This is a genomic window from Variovorax sp. H27-G14, from assembly GCF_046156345.1.
Lineage (GTDB): Bacteria > Pseudomonadota > Gammaproteobacteria > Burkholderiales > Burkholderiaceae_C > Variovorax.
In genome coordinates this window covers 180,741-196,318 of record NZ_JAYLVN010000007.1, presented here as the reverse complement: position 1 = coordinate 196,318, position 15,578 = coordinate 180,741, and the positions used below count along the sequence as shown (strand labels likewise).

The window sequence follows — 15,578 nt, the reverse complement described above, 5'->3', positions numbered from 1 at the left end:
AACTTCCGCGCAGCAAAACCGCCTGCCAGAGCTGCTTCGAGGCGTTCAGAGGGTTTCCATTCGCAATCTGCGACATGCATGCGCGAACACAGCGACTAGGATGTCGCACAAGGCGAAAAACCATCGGAGACACGAATGAGCCAAGCCCAGTTGCCGTCGGTCGCAGTGGCGCAGGCCCGCGAGCTTTTCTTCGAACAGGGCCTGGACCCTGCGCCGTGGATTGCCCCGCACATTTCGCGCTCATGGCAACGCAGCCGCCCGGTCGACCACCAGGCCATCGACCCCGAGCCCATGGCCATTGCGCTGCTGCGTGAACGGCGCGAGCAGGCCATGCGGCTGCTGAATTGCGCGCAGCCCGAGCTCGACGGGCTGGCCGAGCACGCCATCGGCAACGGCTGCGTGGTGATTCTGTCGGACGCCAGCGGGCTGATTCTGGAAGAAATTGGCAGCCCCGACTTTCTGCCCAAGGCCCAGCGCATTGCGCTGCAGCCCGGCGTGCAGTGGTCGGAGAACCACCGCGGCACCAACGCCATTGGCACCGCGCTGGCGGAGCGCGAGGCGCTGATGGTGCTGGGCGGCGAGCACTACCTGTCGCAGAACGGCGCGCTGGGCTGCGCGGCCGCGCCCATCTTCACCGGGCGCGGCGAGGTGGCAGGCGCGCTCGACATCTCGGGCGAAACACAGCGCGTGAACCCGCATGCGCTGGGGCTGGTGCGCATGGCGGCGCAGCAGGTGGAGCACCGCATGCTGCTGGCCGAGGCCAGCGGCCACGTGCTGCGTTTTCATGCGCGCCCGGCGCTGATCGGCACCGCGCGCGAAGGCCTGATGGTGATCGACAGCGGGCGCATCGTTGCAGCCAACCGTGTGGCGCTCGACCTGTTCGCCTGCTCATGGGACGGGCTGCTCGACCTGAGCGCGGAAATTTTCCTCGGCGAAAACTGGCCGCGCATGGCGCACAAGCGCAGCCTGCTCACACTGCCGGGCGGGCGGCAGATTGCCACCGTGATGGAGCGCGCGAACACGCCGGGCAACGGGCGCCCCGCCGCAAGGCGCACCGATGCATCAGCGGCGCAAACGCACCAGCCACCCGAGGCAGACGACGTGCAGCCGCTGCTGGCCAAGGCCGTTCGCGTGCTGAACGAAGGCGTGCCGGTGCTGGTGAACGGCGAGACCGGCAGCGGCAAGGAGGTGTTCTCGCGCCGCCTGCACGCGGCAAGCCGACGCGGCGGCGGGCCCTTTGTGGCGGTCGATTGCGCGTCGCTGCCGGAGACGCTGATCGAGTCGGAGCTGTTCGGCTACGACGAGGGCGCCTTCACCGGCGCGCGGCGCAAGGGCATGGTGGGGCGCATCCGCGAGGCGCATGGCGGCGTGCTGTTTCTCGACGAGATCGCGGAGATTCCGCTGGCGCTGCAGACGCGGCTGCTGCGCGTGCTCGAAGAACGCGTGGTCACGCCGCTGGGCGGCGGCCAGGGCGTGGCGGTGGACTTCGACCTGGTCTGCGCCACGCACGGCGACCTGCCCGCGCTGGTGGCGGCAGGGCGTTTTCGCGCCGACCTGATGTACCGCGTGGCCGGCTTCACCGTCGCCCTGCCCTCGCTGAGCCAGCGCAACGACCGGCATGCGCTGATTGCGCGGCTGTTCATGGAAGCGGGTGGCGCGGCCCGGCACCTGCAACTGGAAGACGATGCGCTTGCCGTGCTGGCCGCCTACCGCTGGCCGGGCAATGTGCGCGAGCTGCGCAGCACGCTGCGCGCCGTGGTGGCGCTGGCGGAAACGGGCGATGCGGTGACGGCTGACGAGCTTCCACCGTACCTGACGCAGCACCTGAATCAACAGATGCTGCAGCCGCAATCTCAGGCCACACCGGTGCCCCATGCACAGCCCGCGCATCAACACCCACCGGCCTCGCAGGCCGAGCCCTTGGTGACCATCACCCGCCACGCCATCGACGAGGCGCTGAAGGCCTGCGACCACGACGTGGCCAAGGCCGCGCGCCGCCTGGGTGTTCACCGCAGCACCGTGTACCGCCACCTGGTGCGCTCGCGCGGCCAGCCCGGCGCGCGCTAGAAAGTCGAAACCCGAGCGGCGCGCAACGTGCATTGCGGGCTGCGCTGCAATGCTTCGCTATGCTTCATAGAATACAGCGAAGCACCGCCACCGCACTCACGCTTCTCCTACGCACCCATGGTCACCAGTCAATTTCGCTGCCTCGTCGCGCTCGGCGAAACGCTGCACCTGGAGCGCGCCGCGCAAGCCAGCGAGGTGTCGCCGCGCGAGCTGCTGGAAGCCATTCGCGCGCTCGAAGCCGAATACGGCCATCCGCTGATCGAGGCCGGCCCGCGCTTCGAAGGCTTCACGCCGCAGGGCGAGCAGGTGCTGGCCTGGGCACGCAGCTTTCTGCAGGACAGCGCTGACCTGCACCACGCGCTGCAGTCGTCCCGCCAGGAAAGCGCCATTGCCCCGCTGCTGGAGCGGCGCTCCGTTTCGCCCAAGCGCCTGCACGCACCCGGCCCCGACGCCGAGCACATCGACCTGATCCTGCAGGCCGCGCTGCGCGCGCCCGACCATGGCGGGCTGCATCCGTGGCGCGTGCTCGAGTTCCGCGAAGGCCAGCGCGCCGCGTTGGCCGACCGCTTCGAGCAAGAAAAGCGCCGCCGCGACCCGCTCGCCTCGCCCGCCGACCTGCGCCGTGCCCGCGAGCACGCCACGCGCCCGCCCGTGCTGCTGGCCTTCGTCGTGGTGCCGCGTGCGCGCAGCAAGGTGCCGGCGCGCGAGCAGTGGCTGGCTGCCGGGGCCGCGCTGGGCAACCTGCTGAATGCCGCGCACCAGCTGGGCTTCGGCGCGATCATGCTCAGCGGCGAGCGATGCTTCGACCCCCTGCTGAGCGCCGAGCTCGGCATCAAGGCCGACGAATTTCTTGCGGGCTTCGTGAGCCTGGGCAGCGTGGCCGAAGCCCCGCCGCCGCGCAACCATGCGCTGCCGGGGCAGGTGTGGTCGGCCTGGACAGCGCCCGTGCATTCGCAGGCGCCCTCCCCGCCCTCCCCGTTCTTCCCGCACGCCCCGTTCTTCCCGCAAGCCCACCCCCTCGCAGACCCCTTGAACCTGGACATTGACAATGACAAGCGCTGAAGCCGGCCGCACCGAAGCCACCGGCACCCGATTTTCCCCGTGCGCGATGCAGACCGCACGGGCCTTCTCGCAGCTGGCGGTGCGCCGCATCGCCTCGGGCATGCACCCCGGCATGACACACGCGCAGGCCCACGACTTGGCCATGGCCACGCTGCACAAGCTGGAGATGGAACGCAACTGGCACCCCATCGTCATCCGCTTCGGCGAAGACACGCTCAAGACCTTCCGCGAAACATCGGACCCCGCGCGGGTGCTGGGTGCGCAGGACATCTTCTTCGTGGACATCGGCCCGGTCTGGGAAGGCCACGAGGGCGACGCCGGAGACACCTTCGTGATGGGCGACGACCCGCAGATGCACGCCTGCGCCCAGGCCGCGCGCACGCTGTGGCACGACGTGGCCGCGCACTGGCGCACCGAAAAGCTCAGCGGCCAGGCGCTCTACGCCTATGCGGCCGAGCGCGCCCAGGCCATGGGCTGGCGGCTGAACCTCGACATCAAGGGCCACCGCGTGTGCGACTTTCCGCATGCCATCTACCAGGCCGGCAAGCTGGGCGACTTCGGCCTGTGCCCGAGCACGGGCATCTGGATTCTGGAGATACAGATCGCGCACCCCACGCGGCCCTTCGGCGCCTTCTACGAAGATTTGTTGATGCAAGACGACGTGCGGCCCGAAGACGCGGTGCAGGCCTTCGAGGCTGCAACGTAGCTTGACTTAGCTTGGCGTAGCTTCAGGTAAAGCCGCACAGCAACGCGGTCCGGTCACGCAAGCCATCGCCTACGCGCGAGCGCGCTGCACGCCCGCATGCACAACCAAAGATTGACTTGCCCCGGGGTAGCGCAGCCGCCAGACTTTGCGCATGGCTCTGCTCCCCGCTTCATGACCCTTCCCACACCCGCACGGGGCCTGTCGGCCGTTCCTTCCACCTTGCGCATTCCACTGGCCGCGCGCGCATCGGGCGACCGCATGTTTCCCCAGGTCGCGGTGCGAGACGCCTACGCGGCCGGCATCCTGGAGCAGATTCGGGACGACGGCCATGCGCTGCCCGAAGACCGCTCGACCATCTACAGCATCCTCTCGCGCACCCGCCGCCTGCGCAGCCTGGCGCAAGACTTTCTCAAGCTGCATCCGGGCGGGCGCGTGGTCAACATGGGCTGCGGCCTTAGCCACTACTTTCAGTGGCTGGACGACGACAAGTGCCGCATGACCGACGCCGACCTGCCCGAGGTGCTCGCACTGCGCCGCCAGCTCATCCCCCAGATCAACCCGCGCCACGACCTGCGCGAGCTCGACCTGACCGCGACCGACTGGTGGGAACAACTGGCGCTGCCCCCCACCCGCGACGGCGCCCCGGTGTTCCTGTTCACCGAAGGCGTGCTGATGTACCTCACGCCCGAGCAGGTGCTTGCCGTGCTCGCCACCTTCGGTGAGCGCGCGCCCGCGGGCTCGGTGCTGGCCTTCGATGCCATGTGCTGGCTGGGCGTGGGGCGCGCCAGGCAGCATCCGTCCGTGCGCACCACCGGCGCGGAGTTTCAGTGGGGCATTCGCCGCGCCACCGAGCTCACGCAGCCGCACCCGCGCCTGCGGCTGGACAGCAGCTACCGGGTGCTGCAGGGCCTGGGGCTGACCTACAAGCTGTTTGCGCCGGTGGTGCTACTGCTACTGGGCGTGTCGGTGTATGCGGTGTACGCGCTGCGGGCCGCGGACGGCGTCGACACATAAACGCACAATTTCGCCGATTGGCGATGTTGTCCGGCCCTGCGTGCGCGGAATGGCTGACGCCACGCGGCGCGCCGGCGGTTCACACTGCACACTGATTGAGGCTGCGGGCGGTCGCGGAAAAATCCCCTGCGCCCCGTGCTGCATTAGGATGATTCCGAATCCCGCATGCGCCTACGAGGCCCACAAGCTGCGCAGGCTGCACCGTTCCTTCCTTCCTCCCTTCTTTTCTCCCACCCTCCCCGACTCGCAAGATTCGCAACCCTCAAGAACCACATGCTTGATCGCCGATCCTTCCTTGCCGCCGGTGGCGCCGCCGCCGCCCTCGCTGCCCTTGGCCTGCCGCAAGAAGCGCTGGCCGCCAATGGCCTGCAGCTGAGCCAGCCCACGCCCTTCTCTTTCGACGCGCTGGTCGCGCAGGCCCAGTCGCTGGCCGCCAAGCCATACGTGGCCGCCGTGCCGCTGGCGCCAGACGTGCTCGAGCGCATCGACTACGACGCCCACGGCAAGATCAAGTTCGACCCGGCCAACGCCCTCTTCCGCGAAGGCCCTGGCGCGTTCCCGGTCACCTTCTTCCACCTCGGCCGCTTCTTCCAGACACCGGTGCGCATGCACGTGCTGGAGAACACCGACGGCGACGCCTTCTCGCGCGAGGTGCTCTACAACGCCTCGTACTTCTCCATGCCGCCCGACAGCCCCGCGCGCGCGCTGCCGCCCGGCGCGGGCTTTGCGGGCTTTAGGCTGCAGGAGAGCCGCCTGGGCGACCAGAGCAAGCTCGACTGGGAAAAGAACGACTGGGTCGCGTTCTTGGGCGCCTCTTACTTCCGCGCCATCGGCGAGCTGTACCAGTACGGCCTGTCGGCACGCGGCGTGGCGCTCGATGTGGCCGTGCCCGACAAGGCCGAAGAATTCCCGACCTTCACGCGCTTCTACTTCGAGACGCCGGCCGCCGGCAACACCACCTCGATGACGGTCTACGCGCTGCTGGAGGGGCCGAGCATCACCGGTGTCTTCAAGTTCGTCATGCAGCGCAACAAGGCCGTGATCATGGACATCGACGCGCGCATGTTCCTGCGCCGCGACGTGTCGCGCCTGGGCCTGGTGCCGCTCACGTCGATGTACTGGTACTCGGAAACCATCAAGCCCACCGCCATCGACTGGCGCCCCGAGGTGCACGACTCCGACGGCCTGGCCATCTGGAACGGCGCGGGCGAGCGCATCTGGCGCCCGCTGAACAACCCGACGCAAACGCGCGCCTCGGCCTTTGCCGACACCCGCCCGCGCGGCTTCGGCCTGCTGCAGCGCGACCGCGCCTTCGACCATTACCAGGACGGCGTGAACTACGAGAAGCGCCCCAGCCTGTGGATCGAACCGCTGGGCGACTGGGGCGAAGGCTCGGTGCAGCTCATCGAGATTCCGACCGATGACGAAATTCACGACAACGTGGTCGCCTTCTGGGTGCCCAAGGCCGACGCCAGGGCCGGCGCCAGCTACAGCCTGCAGTACCGCCTGCACTGGACCGACCAGGAGCCGTTTCCGTCACCGCTGGCGCGCTGCGTGGCCACGCGCATCGGGCGTGGTGGGCAGCCGGGGCAGCCGCGTCCGCAGGGGGTGCGCAAGTTCATGGTGGAGTTTGTGGGCCAGCCGCTGACCACCGTGCCCTTCGGTGTGAAGCCGGAGGTGGTGTTGACGGCTGCGCGCGGCAAGTTCTCGTACATCTTTGCCGAGGCCGTGCCCAACGGGGTGCCGGGCCACTGGCGCGCGCAGTTCGACTTCACGCCGGAAGGCAACGAGCCGATCGACATGCGGCTGTACCTGAAGAACGGGGAGCAGACGCTGACTGAGACTTGGCTGTACCAGTACCAGCCTGGGGTCTGAGTACCGACGGGGCCTTAGTTCAGGCTTGCGTTTCGGGACGCGTGCGAAGAGCACCGGGTGTCCCCCTCCGCGAATGTCCCCCGGCTTCGCCTCCTCCTTTATTTCGCTGCGGGGGACACCCGGTGCTCTTCGCACCTGGGTACGCTGCTGGTTTGCCGCTGATAACCATCGCTCTGAAAACGCTCACGCTGGCGGGGTGCTCTGCGCAGCGAAATAAAGGGGGAGCCGAAGGCGGAGGACATTCGCGGAGCAGAGCACCCCGTCGGCGTGAGCGTCGTCACGAACCTCAACGCCGACTGCGCCCAAGGCGCTGCCATGGCCCATCGCCGCATTGTTGGTGATTCATGAACAGACATATGCTGCAAGGCGCCTTGCAGCGTGAGGGGGTCGCGCCCAAACTTCCTTCCATCGGCAACGCCGCGCCGCGGCAGCCCTCCAAGGAAGAAATCATGACCCTCAAGCTCAACGAAAAGATCGCCCTCGTCACCGGTGGCACCAGCGGCATCGGCCTGGCCACCGCGCAACGCCTGGTGGCCGAAGGCGCCTATGTGTTCATCACCGGCCGCCGGCAGGCCGAGCTCGATGCGGCGGTGAAGACCATCGGCCGCAACGTGACGGGCGTGGTCGGCGACGTCTCCAAGCTCGAAGACCTCGACCGCCTCTACGCCACCATCAAGCAGGAAAAAGGCCGGCTCGACGTGCTGTTTGCCAACGCCGGCGGCGGCAGCCTGCTGCCGCTGGGCCAGATCACCGAAGAACATTTCGACAAGACCTTCAACACCAACGTGCGCGGTCTGCTGTTCACTGTGCAGAAGGCGCTGCCGCTGATGCCACGGGGCGCGTCGATCGTGCTCAACGCGTCGATCACCAGCATCAAGGGCGCGCCGGCCTTCAGCGTCTACAGCGCCACCAAGGCGGCCGTGCGCAGCTTTGCGCGCAGCTGGACGGTGGACCTGAAGGACCAGGGCATTCGCGTGAATGCAGTGAGCCCCGGCGTAGTGCCCACGCCCGCCTACGAGCTGCTGGGCCTCACGCCCGAACAGGTCAAGGGCTTCATCGAAAGCCAGGCGGCGGGCATTCCGCTCGGCCGTGTCGGCACGCCCGACGAAATTGCCAAGGCCGTGGTGTTCCTGGCCTCGGACGACAGTAGCTTCGTGAACGGCATCGAGCTGTTTGTCGATGGCGGCATGGCGCAGATCTGAACGACCTGCGCCCAGTGAAGCTGCAACTGCGTCAGGTCAGCGCTTGACCGACACCAGTTCCACTTCGAAGTTCAGCGTGGCGTTCGGCGGAATCACGCCGCCAGCGCCACGCGCGCCGTAGGCAATCGACGGCGGGCAGGTCAGCTTGGCCTTGCCGCCGGGCTTCATCTTCTGCACGCCTTCGGTCCAGCACGGGATCACGCCGTTGAGCGGAAATTCGGTGGGCTCGCCGCGCTTGTAGGAGCTGTCGAATTCCTTGCCGGTGTCGGGGAAGGTGCCGCGGTAGTGCACCTTCACCACGTCGGTGGCCGCGGGCGAGGCGCCGGTGCCTTCCTTGATCGACTGGTAGATCAGGCCGCTGGGCGTGGTCACCGGGGCGGACTGCGCAAAGGCAGCGGGAACAGCAAGAACGGACACGAGCGCGGCACAGAAAAAAGACTTCACGAAACACCTCGAAGGTTGAGAGGCCCCGATTATGGCCAGCGCCCGCTGCATGCCTGTAAGGGGATATTCGGAGTGCGCGCCGCACAGCCCTTGCGTGTTGGAACAGCCCTTGCTTTGCTGAAGGTGCACTGTCACCATTCACGAAGAGAGGACGCTCCATGCACGCCACAGACGCCACGCCGGCCGGGTCATCCGCACAGGGGGGCCAGGGCCACCTGAAAAAGGTGCTGGGCCCGTTCCAGCTGTGGGGCATTGCGGTCGGCCTCGTCATCTCGGGTGAGTACTTTGGTTGGAGCTACGGCTGGAACACCGCCGGCACGCTCGGCTTTCTGGTCGCCACGCTGCTGGTGGCCACAATGTACACCACCTTCATCTTCAGCTTCACCGAACTCTCCACCGCCATTCCGCATGCGGGCGGGCCCTTTGCGTATGCACGGCGCGCCTTCGGCCCCACCGGCGGTTTTGTCGCGGGCTTTGCCACGCTCATCGAGTTCGTGTTTGCGCCGCCGGCCATTGCGCTGGCCATTGGCGCCTACCTCAACGTGCAGTTTCCGGGCATCAACCCGAAGTGGTTTGCGCTGGGCGCTTACGTGATCTTCATTGCGCTGAACTGGGTGGGCGTGGGCATTGCGGCAGCGTTCGAATTGTTTGTGACGGTGCTGGCCATCGTGGAGCTGCTGGTGTTCATGGGCGTGGTGGCACCGGGCTGGACGCTGGCCAACTTCACCGCCAACGGATGGGCCGGCGGCAGCGTGCTGAACGGCGCGGCCGTCTCAGGCATCTTTGCGTCGATACCGTTCGCCATCTGGTTCTTTCTGGCCATCGAAGGCGCGGCCATGGCGGCCGAAGAGGCGCGCGACCCGCACCGCACCATTCCCATTGCGTACACCACCGGCATCGTCACGCTGGTGGTGCTGGCCTTTGGCGTGATGATTTTCGCGGGCGGCGTGGGCGACTGGCGCAAGCTGGCCAACATCAACGACCCGCTTCCACAGGCCATGAAAGCGGTGGTGGGCGACAACAGCGGCTGGCTGCACATGCTGGTGTGGATCGGCCTGTTCGGGCTGATTGCGTCGTTCCACGGAATCATCATGGGCTACTCGCGCCAGATCTTCGCGCTGGCGCGCGCGGGCTACCTGCCGCGCTACTTTGCCGGCCTGAGCCCGCGCTTCAACACGCCGCACCGCGCGCTGCTGGCCGGCGGCGTCATCGGCGTGGTGGCCATCTTCAGCGACGAGTGGGTGCAGTTTGGCGGGCAAACGCTCACGGCCAACATCGTCACCATGGCGGTGCTGGGCGCCATCGTGATGTACCTCATTTCAATGGCCGCGCTCTTCAAGCTGCGCCGCAGCGAGCCTGGCCTGCTGCGCACCTACCGCGCGCCCTTCTACCCCGTGTTTCCGGCCATTGCGCTGGGCCTGGGCGTGGTGTGCCTGGGCGCGATGGTGTGGTTCAACGCCATGCTCACGCTGCTGTTCATCGTGCTGATGGCCGCCGCGTATGGCTACTTCTTGCTCACGTCGGCGCAGCGCAAGGCCGCCGCACCCGACGCGATGCTCTCTTCGTCGGCCACCGACGCCTGACAGACGATGCGCTATCGCACCACCATCGCCGACCAGGTCTTCGCCTTCGACGACCTGCGCCAGGTCATGGCCTTCGCAAGCCCGGCGCGCTCCGGCGACTACCTTGCGGGCATCGGCGCCGCCACCGCGCAGCAACGCATGGCCGCGCGCCACGTGCTGGCCGACACGCCGCTCAAGCAGTTCCTGAGCGAAGCGTTGATCCCGTACGAGAGCGACAACATCACGCGCCTGATCATCGACAGCCACGACGCGCAGGCCTTTGCGCCGGTGAGCCACCTGACGGTCGGCGACTTTCGCAACTGGCTGCTGTCGAGCCAAGCCACAACGGCCACCCTCACCGCACTGGCGCCGGGCCTCACGCCCGAGATGGTGGCGGCCGTGTCCAAGCTCATGCGCAACCAGGACCTGGTGTCGGTCGCCAAGAAGTGCAGCGTGGTCACGCGCTTTCGCGACACCATCGGCCTGCCCGGCCACCTGGCGGTGCGCCTGCAGCCCAACCACCCGACCGACGACCTGCGCGGCGTGGCCGCCTCCACGCTCGACGGCCTGCTCTACGGCGCGGGCGACGCGGTGATCGGCCTCAACCCCGCGTCCGACAGCATGCCCGTGCTGGGCCGGCTGCTGCACATGCTCGACGAGGTGATTCAGCGCTTCGAAATTCCCACGCAAAGCTGCGTGCTCACCCACGTGACCAACACCCTCAAGCTGGCCGAGGCCGGCGCGCCGGTGGACCTGGTGTTTCAGTCGATTGCCGGCACGGAGAAAGCCAACCTCTCCTTCGGCGTGACGCCCGAGCTGCTCGACGAGGCCTATGCCGCGGCGTTGTCGCTGCAGCGCGGCACCATCGGCAACAACGTCATGTACTTCGAAACCGGCCAGGGCAGCGCGCTGTCGGCCAACGCCAACTTTGGTGTCGACCAGCAGACCTGCGAGGTGCGCGCGTATGCGCTGGCGCGGCGCTACAAGCCCTTCCTGATCAACACCGTGGTCGGCTTCATCGGGCCCGAGTACTTATACGACGGCAAGCAGATCATTCGCGCGGGCCTGGAAGACCACTTCAGCGGCAAGCTGCTGGGCCTGCCCATTGGCTGCGACATTTGCTACACCAACCACGCCGAGGCCGACCAGGACGACATGGACACCCTGCTGGTGCTGCTGGGCACCGCGGGCATCAACTTCATCATGGGCATTCCGGGCGCGGACGACGTCATGCTCAACTACCAGAGCACCTCGTTCCACGACGCCCTCTTCATGCGCGAAACGCTGGGCCTGAAACGCGCGCCCGAGTTCGAGGCCTGGCTGCAGCGCATGCAGATCACCAACGCGGCGGGGCAACTGGCGCCGCCTTCGGCCAACCGGCTGCTGGCGGACATGAGCGGGCTGAAGGCGCTGGTGCCATGAACGACTCCGTCACCCCCAACCCCTGGGCGCAATGGCGCGCCGCCACCCCCGCGCGCCTGGCGCTGGGCCGCGCCGGCGCCGGCATGCCCACCGACGAAACGCTGCGCTTCGGCTGGGCGCATGCCATGGCGCGCGACGCCATTCATGCCGCACTGGACGTCGATGCGCTGGCCGCCACGCTCACCGCGCAGCACTGGCAGGTGGCGCGCGCACGCAGCCAGGCGGCAGACCGCACCACCTACCTGCGCCGGCCCGACCTGGGCCGAAAGCTCGACGAACACGACGCCACCCGCCTGCTGGCCGACCGGCGCTACGGCTGCGACGTGTGCGTGGTCATCGGGGACGGCCTGTCATCGCTTGCCGTCGCGCGCCACGCCGCGCCGCTGCTGGCGGCCGTGCGCGCCCACCTGCCCGCCGACACCAGCTTCGCGCCCGTGGTCATCGCCACGCAGGCGCGCGTCGCATTGGCCGACGAGGTGGGTGAACTGTTTGGCGCGGCGCTGTCGGTGATGCTCATCGGCGAGCGCCCCGGCCTGAGCTCGCCCGACAGCCTGGGCATCTACCTGACCCACTCACCCAAACGCGGCCGGCACGACGCCGAGCGCAACTGCATCTCCAACGTGCGGCCCGAAGGCCTGCCGTACGAAGCGGCCTCGTTCAAGCTGGCGTGGTTGATGCGCGAGTCGCTGCGCCGGGGGCTGACCGGTGTGGCGTTGAAGGACGAGAGCAACCTTGCGGTGCTGGGGCAACCGGGTGCGGCGGAACTGGGCCGGCTCAGCGGGCTTTTAAAATAACAACATACGCAATAAAATGACTCTTAAGCCGTTTAATAGTCATTTTATTGATGTCAAAAAGCAGCCATAGCCTGTCGGCCCTTCCGTCGCAAACCGTCCAGCCCCTTGAAAGCCTGGGCCTGCGCCTGCGCGCGCACCGGGTGCACCGCGAATGGACCATCGCCGACATGGCCGAGCGGCTGCTGTGCTCCCCCAACACATTGCGCGCGCTCGAGTCCGGCAAGCCCGGCACCAGCATCGGCCTGCTCGCGCATGCGCTGTGGCTGCTGGGCGAAATAGATTCGCTCGACGGCGTAGCCCCCGCCCCTGCCGGGCTGGCCGCAAAGCGCCGCGTGCGCAAGTCAGCCAGCCAGCAAGCCGCAGGCGTGATCGCGGAGGACGAGCGTGACTTCTGACAACGACGAGCGCGAGCGGCGCGTCTACGTCGGCCTCGCGCACCACACCGGCGAGCGCGTGCAGCCGGCGGGCCTGATGAAGCTCGCGCGCCGTGGCGTGGTGGAGTCCGGCGAATTCGCCTACGGCCGGCGCTACCTCGACACCCCGACGGCCGCGCCGCTCAACCCCGAACACCTGCCGCTGCGCGACGCCGCCTTCGTGCTGCCCGAGGCACGCCTGCGCGACGGCGGCGCCATGCCGCTCACGCTGCGCGATGCACTGCCCGACAGCTGGGGCCGCAAGGTGCTCGAAATACGCCAGGGCAAGCCGCTGTCGGACGTCGACGCGCTGCTGCTGACCAACGCGGACCGCATCGGCGCGATGGTGTTCTCCGAAGCGCTGCCCATCGAGAGCGAAGAGCCGCCCTCCGCCCTGCTGTCGCTGGAAGCACTGGCCGAAGCGTCCCGCCGCGTTGAGGCAGGCATGGAGATCGGCCCCGACATGCACCGCCTGCTGCGCGGCGGCAGCCTGGGCGGCGCGCGGCCCAAGGCGGCCTTTGTGCACGAGGGCCGGCGCTGCATCGCCAAGTTCGCATCGCGCGGAGATGACCACGACGTGGAAGTGATCGAAGCCGCCACGCTCTGGCTGGCCGATGCCTGCGGCATCGACGTGCCGCCCTTTCTGCTGCAGCCGCTGGCGCAGGGGCACGCCTTGCTGGTCGAGCGCTTCGACCGCATGGGGCCGGTGACCGACGAACGGCGCTTGCACTACCTGTCGGCATCGGCGCTGCTCGATGTGCCGTATGAATCGAGCAGGGGCAGCTACGTGGAGCTGGCGCAACTGCTGCGGCGCATCTCGCGGCAGCCGCAGCAAGACCTGGCAGAGCTGTTTCGACGGATGGTGTTCAACCTGGCGGTGGGCAACAGCGACGACCATGTGAAGAACCATGGGGCGCTCCGAGGGGAAGACGGGGGGTGGCGGTTGTCTCCGGCGTTCGATCTGGTGATGCAGCTGGGTGGGCACACGGGGTATCAGGAGCTGGCGATTCTTCCGGGGCAGCATGCGTCTAGCCTTGCTCTGGTGCGGGCGGCGGCGCCGCATTTCGGGATGACGGCTTCGGCTGCGGAAGAGGTCATTGTTTTTGTTGGCGAGACGGTGGCCGTGCATGCGGCGGCGGGTGTGGCGGCGGCGGGTGGGGAACCGGCGCTGGTGCGGCGCGTGGCGGGGTTTGTTGAGAAGCAGGCTGAACGCATCGAGGCTTAGCAAGGTGCGAAGCCGAACCCCCAAACAGTCCATTGCCGCCCTCATTTAACGGCTATCCTATAGTCCACTAAATCGTTAATATCGATTTAAAGGACATTATTTTGCCCGTTAGCTTTCTTCCACCGAAAGTGATCCTGAGCCAGCTGGGCCAGCGCGTTCAGCAGCTCAGGCTCGAGCGCGGCTTGTCGCGTGTCGCGCTCTCCGAGCTGTGCGGCGTGCCCGAGTCGACCATCAAGCGCTTCGAGACCACGGGCGAGATCGGAACGAAGGCGATGCTTCGCATCTTCATTTCGCTGGAGGCAGTCGATCACATCCTGCGACTGGGCGCCAAGTCCGAGCCGCAGACCATGGGCGAGCTGATGAAGCCAAGGCGTCAAAGAGGCCGCCGCTCGGACGCTGGAAAGCAGAAGGATTCAGCCGCATGAAACCCACGCCGCACACACCGCACACGCAACGCCTGAGCGTCAACCTGGCCGGGGCAAAGGTCGGAGAAATTGCGCAGGCCCCCGGGCTGGGCCCTCATTTTTCATACGACGCCGGCTGGCTCGAAGCGGGGTTTCCGCTGACCCCACACCTGCTCGAATTCAGACCCGGCCTGCAGCAACCTCAGCAGCCACATCCACGCGAGTTCTGGGGGCTGTACGGCGTTTTCAACGACAGCCTTCCCGACGGCTGGGGGCTGATGCTGATGGACCGCGAACTGCGCCGACGGCATGGCTGGAACCACGGCGACATCAACGGCCTCGACCGCCTTGCCTACATGGGCGATCGTGCGATGGGCGCGCTCGAATACCTGCCCATGCTGGACCCCGGCACCGAGGAAGCTCAATTCGACCTGTCCGATCTGGCCAGGGCTGCGGAGCTCGTGACCGAAGGCGCCCAGCAAGAAGTTCTCGAAGCGTTGCGCATCCACGGAGGCAGCGGCGGCGGTGCCAGGCCCAAGGTCACGGTGGCCCGCGATGTGGCCAGTGGCTTGTGCGTCAGCGGCTTCCAGCCCTTGCGCCCGGGGTTTGCGCATTGGCTCGTCAAGTTCAGGCACAAGTCCGAGCCGCCGGACACCGGGCGCGCGGAAATGGCCTACGCCCACATGGCGCGCGATGCAGGCCTGGCGCTGCCCGACGTCGATCTGATCGAAGTCGAGGTGAACGGCACGCACGAGGCCTTCTTTGCCGTCAGGCGCTTCGACCGCGAAGGCGATGAGAAGGTGCACATGCTTTCGGCGTCCGGGCTGCTTCATGCGTCGCACCGCACGCCGTCCATCGACTACGAAACCCTGCTGGGCGCAACGCTCACGATGACGGGCTCCGTCGAAGAACTGCGCAAGCGCTTCGCCCAAATGGTTTTCAACATCGCCGCGTTCAACCGCGACGACCATGCGAAGAACTTCGCGTTTCTGTTCAAGAACGGGCGCTGGGTCTGCAGCCCTTCATACGATTTGTCGATGAGCCCGAACACCCACATGGGCGGCGAGCACATGACGGCGGTCAACGGCAGCGGACACCCGACCCGGCGCGACGTGGCCGCCATCGCCGACGCATTCGACATCGAGGGCGCGCAGGCGATTGCTGACCAAGTCGTCGATGCGGCCGCCAACTGGCGGCGGTACGCCTCGCTGTACGACGTGGGGCAAGGCCTTGCGGATGAAATTGCAGAGCGTGTCGACGGCATGGTGCGCAGGCTGAGCGCCACGGCATCGGGTGGTCGAAATACGCGCCGCTGAAGCACGTCGACCACCGATTGGCCAGCGAGCGAAGCGGCCACGCGCTGGCGCTCTGCAAGCCACGTCCGCAAT

General features: G+C 67.4%; 14 protein-coding genes. 13 read left to right on the top strand and 1 reads right to left on the bottom strand.

The annotated features are described in order from the left end of the window. Positions 1-135: 135 nt before the first annotated feature. The 6 genes from VLK31_RS18895 (at position 136) to VLK31_RS18870 (ending at position 7,926) form a co-directional block, all read left to right on the top strand. A complete protein-coding gene (locus VLK31_RS18895; RefSeq protein ID WP_409169964.1) occupies positions 136-2,067 on the top strand; it encodes a sigma-54-dependent Fis family transcriptional regulator in 1,932 nt (643 codons plus the stop codon). A 117-nt stretch (positions 2,068-2,184) separates the two neighbouring features. Further along, complete coding sequence (locus VLK31_RS18890; RefSeq protein WP_409169963.1) at positions 2,185-3,129, top strand: nitroreductase family protein; 945 nt, start codon at positions 2,185-2,187, stop codon at positions 3,127-3,129. After that, complete coding sequence (locus VLK31_RS18885) at positions 3,116-3,835, top strand: M24 family metallopeptidase (RefSeq protein WP_409169962.1); 720 nt, start codon at positions 3,116-3,118, stop codon at positions 3,833-3,835. The genes VLK31_RS18890 and VLK31_RS18885 overlap by 14 nt, the downstream gene beginning before the upstream one ends. Before the next feature lie 171 nt (positions 3,836-4,006). Continuing rightward, positions 4,007-4,849, top strand: a complete 843-nt coding sequence (locus VLK31_RS18880) for a class I SAM-dependent methyltransferase (RefSeq protein ID WP_409169961.1) — start codon at positions 4,007-4,009, stop codon at positions 4,847-4,849. Positions 4,850-5,122: 273 nt separating this feature from the next. After that, complete coding sequence (locus VLK31_RS18875; RefSeq protein ID WP_409169960.1) at positions 5,123-6,724, top strand: glucan biosynthesis protein; 1,602 nt, start codon at positions 5,123-5,125, stop codon at positions 6,722-6,724. 449 nt (positions 6,725-7,173) lie between these two features. After that, a complete protein-coding gene (locus VLK31_RS18870; protein ID WP_409169959.1) occupies positions 7,174-7,926 on the top strand; it encodes an SDR family oxidoreductase in 753 nt (250 codons plus the stop codon). Positions 7,927-7,962: 36 nt separating this feature from the next. Here the strand turns inward: VLK31_RS18870 and VLK31_RS18865 are convergent, their stop codons facing one another. Next, complete coding sequence (locus tag VLK31_RS18865; protein WP_409169958.1) at positions 7,963-8,370, bottom strand: FKBP-type peptidyl-prolyl cis-trans isomerase; 408 nt, start codon at positions 8,368-8,370, stop codon at positions 7,963-7,965. Between the two features lie 158 nt (positions 8,371-8,528). Here VLK31_RS18865 and eat point away from each other — a divergent pair, with 158 nt between their 5' ends. From eat to VLK31_RS18830, 7 genes are all read left to right on the top strand, one after another. Beyond that, positions 8,529-9,953, top strand: coding sequence for an ethanolamine permease (gene eat, locus VLK31_RS18860; protein WP_409169957.1), 1,425 nt, complete (start codon positions 8,529-8,531; stop codon positions 9,951-9,953). Positions 9,954-9,959: 6 nt separating this feature from the next. Further along, positions 9,960-11,354 (top strand): ethanolamine ammonia-lyase subunit EutB, encoded by a 1,395-nt coding sequence (locus VLK31_RS18855; protein ID WP_409169956.1) that lies wholly within the window; start codon positions 9,960-9,962, stop codon positions 11,352-11,354. After that, the gene (gene eutC / locus VLK31_RS18850; protein WP_409169955.1) at positions 11,351-12,148 is read left to right on the top strand and encodes an ethanolamine ammonia-lyase subunit EutC; all 798 of its coding nucleotides are present in this window, start codon (positions 11,351-11,353) and stop codon (positions 12,146-12,148) included. The genes VLK31_RS18855 and eutC overlap by 4 nt, the downstream gene beginning before the upstream one ends. 50 nt (positions 12,149-12,198) lie before the next feature. Further along, the gene (locus VLK31_RS18845) at positions 12,199-12,543 is read left to right on the top strand and encodes a helix-turn-helix transcriptional regulator (RefSeq protein ID WP_409169954.1); all 345 of its coding nucleotides are present in this window, start codon (positions 12,199-12,201) and stop codon (positions 12,541-12,543) included. Beyond that, complete coding sequence (locus VLK31_RS18840; protein WP_409169953.1) at positions 12,533-13,786, top strand: type II toxin-antitoxin system HipA family toxin; 1,254 nt, start codon at positions 12,533-12,535, stop codon at positions 13,784-13,786. Before VLK31_RS18845 ends, VLK31_RS18840 begins: the two co-directional genes overlap by 11 nt. Before the next feature lie 128 nt (positions 13,787-13,914). Further along, positions 13,915-14,211 (top strand): helix-turn-helix domain-containing protein, encoded by a 297-nt coding sequence (locus VLK31_RS18835; protein WP_409169952.1) that lies wholly within the window; start codon positions 13,915-13,917, stop codon positions 14,209-14,211. Then, positions 14,208-15,506 carry a type II toxin-antitoxin system HipA family toxin gene (locus tag VLK31_RS18830; protein WP_409169951.1) on the top strand — a complete coding sequence of 433 codons (1,299 nt, stop codon included), beginning with the start codon at positions 14,208-14,210 and terminating at the stop codon, positions 15,504-15,506. Before VLK31_RS18835 ends, VLK31_RS18830 begins: the two co-directional genes overlap by 4 nt. Positions 15,507-15,578 lie beyond the last annotated feature (72 nt).

Coding starts and splice junctions, on each gene's coding strand:
- VLK31_RS18845 (WP_409169954.1), top strand. CDS start 12,199: ATGTCAAAAAGCAGCCATAGCCTGTCGGCCCTTCCGTCGCAAACCGTC.
- VLK31_RS18890 (WP_409169963.1), top strand. CDS start 2,185: ATGGTCACCAGTCAATTTCGCTGCCTCGTCGCGCTCGGCGAAACGCTG.
- eutC (WP_409169955.1), top strand. CDS start 11,351: ATGAACGACTCCGTCACCCCCAACCCCTGGGCGCAATGGCGCGCCGCC.
- VLK31_RS18885 (WP_409169962.1), top strand. CDS start 3,116: ATGACAAGCGCTGAAGCCGGCCGCACCGAAGCCACCGGCACCCGATTT.
- VLK31_RS18870 (WP_409169959.1), top strand. CDS start 7,174: ATGACCCTCAAGCTCAACGAAAAGATCGCCCTCGTCACCGGTGGCACC.
- VLK31_RS18855 (WP_409169956.1), top strand. CDS start 9,960: ATGCGCTATCGCACCACCATCGCCGACCAGGTCTTCGCCTTCGACGAC.
- VLK31_RS18830 (WP_409169951.1), top strand. CDS start 14,208: ATGAAACCCACGCCGCACACACCGCACACGCAACGCCTGAGCGTCAAC.
- VLK31_RS18880 (WP_409169961.1), top strand. CDS start 4,007: ATGACCCTTCCCACACCCGCACGGGGCCTGTCGGCCGTTCCTTCCACC.
- VLK31_RS18895 (WP_409169964.1), top strand. CDS start 136: ATGAGCCAAGCCCAGTTGCCGTCGGTCGCAGTGGCGCAGGCCCGCGAG.
- VLK31_RS18875 (WP_409169960.1), top strand. CDS start 5,123: ATGCTTGATCGCCGATCCTTCCTTGCCGCCGGTGGCGCCGCCGCCGCC.
- eat (WP_409169957.1), top strand. CDS start 8,529: ATGCACGCCACAGACGCCACGCCGGCCGGGTCATCCGCACAGGGGGGC.